1 protein-coding gene and 1 rRNA gene are annotated in these 1,657 nt (G+C 52.7%); both read right to left on the reverse strand.

Features of this window, described 5'->3' with window-relative positions; all coding sequences use genetic code 11:
- Positions 1–949: cache domain-containing protein (locus tag FQ182_RS29535; protein WP_178114557.1), on the reverse strand; the 949-nt coding region annotated here is incomplete at its 3' end.
- Between the two features lie 404 nt (positions 950–1,353).
- Positions 1,354–1,469: ribosomal RNA gene (gene rrf, locus FQ182_RS29540) — 5S ribosomal RNA — on the reverse strand.
- Positions 1,470–1,657 lie beyond the last annotated feature (188 nt).

Consider the following 1,657-nt stretch of genomic DNA (forward strand, 5'->3'; position numbering starts at 1 on the left):
CACCCTCGCCCTGGGCGATATCCTGCATGGCGCGGCCCATGGTGGTCAGCGGGCGCATCAACACCTGGATCAGCAAGCTCAATAGAACGGCAATCGCCGCGACAGCGATGAACATAGCGATCAAGGCCGACGTACGGAATTTACCCAGCTGTGCGTAGGCTTTATCTTTGTCGATCGACAGACCGATGTACCAGTCTGCATTCGGCAAGTCGCTGATCGGGGTAAAAGACAGAATTCGATCCTGACCCTTGAGGAGCACATCCTGATTGACCTTCTCGATGCGGACATTGGTACCTGGGTAGATGTCCTTGAGATTTTTCATCACCTGGTCCTGGTCCGGACTGACGATGACCTGACCGTCGCCGCTAACCAGAAACGCATGACCGATACCGCCGAAATCCACCGAGTTGATGATCTTCACCAGGGTTTGCAGGCTCAAGTCACCGCCAACCACACCGAGCAGTTCACCGTGCTTCTTGACCGGCATGGCGATGGTAACGATCAAGCCACCCACAGCGGCCATATAGGGCGGCGTGAGCATGGTCTTGTCCGCGGCGACTGCCTGCTTGTACCAGGGGCGCTGACGCGGATCGTAACTATCCGGCATTTTCGCGTCAGGACGCTGGGTGAAGACGCCATTGGTTTGGCCAACGTAGGTGAACTGAAAGTTCGACGTGAAAGCCGATTGATCGACCAACCCTGGCAGGTCAGCATTGCTGCCTTGATAGGCAATGTTTTGCGCAAGAGCTTCCAGGACCAGCACCCGGCCACTGAGCCAGTTCTGCACGCTGCTGGCCGTCAGATCGCCTGACTGCTGGATGGACGACTCCAGGTTTTGTTTGATGGTGCTGCGTTGCAGATAGTCGTTGTACAGCGTGAATAACGCGAAGGCCAAAACCACAACGCCTGACGCGGCCAACAGAATTTTATGACTGAATTTGAGATTCATTTCATCGACTTCTTTTTGCCAAAAATGGGTGAGCGTGCCGGATGCAACTTTCCATGTAACGGTATAGGCAGACTCTTCGACCGCTCTATTTCAGTGCACGTATTGCTCATCAGGCTTTCGGCCTCGTCCGGATAAAACTTAGGGATTTGTGAGATACATCCTCTTTTAATGTGAAAAACCGACCAATGGTAGCGGCTCGGGACATTGACCAGGTCTTTGTCAATGCCATCTCTCGAGTGCGCAGTACAGACGCTTTACAGCAAGCATTACGGTTGGCTGCGCAGTCGATTGGACAATGCCGTGGATACGGCCGACTTGACTGAGGATGGCATCCTCTGGCTTGTGTTGAGCCCTAAACGACAAAACCCCTGTCTGCGTTAGCAGACAGGGGTTTCGAAATTTAATCTTGACGATGACCTACTCTCACATGGGGAAACCCCACACTACCATCGGCGATGCATCGTTTCACTGCTGAGTTCGGGATGGGATCAGGTGGTTCCAATGCTCTATGGTCGTCAAGAAATTCTGTGACCAGACCGTTGCCTTTGCAGCGTGCTGGTGAAATTCATGTACTTCTACAAAAAACAAAACCCCATCTGCTTTCGCAAATGGGGTTTCGGAATTTAATCTTGACGATGACCTACTCTCACATGGGGAAACCCCACACTACCATCGGCGATGCATCGTTTCACTACTGAGTTCGGGATG

Source organism: Pseudomonas sp. ANT_H4 (assembly GCF_008369295.1).
In the GTDB taxonomy this organism is placed as follows: Bacteria; Pseudomonadota; Gammaproteobacteria; order Pseudomonadales; family Pseudomonadaceae; genus Aquipseudomonas.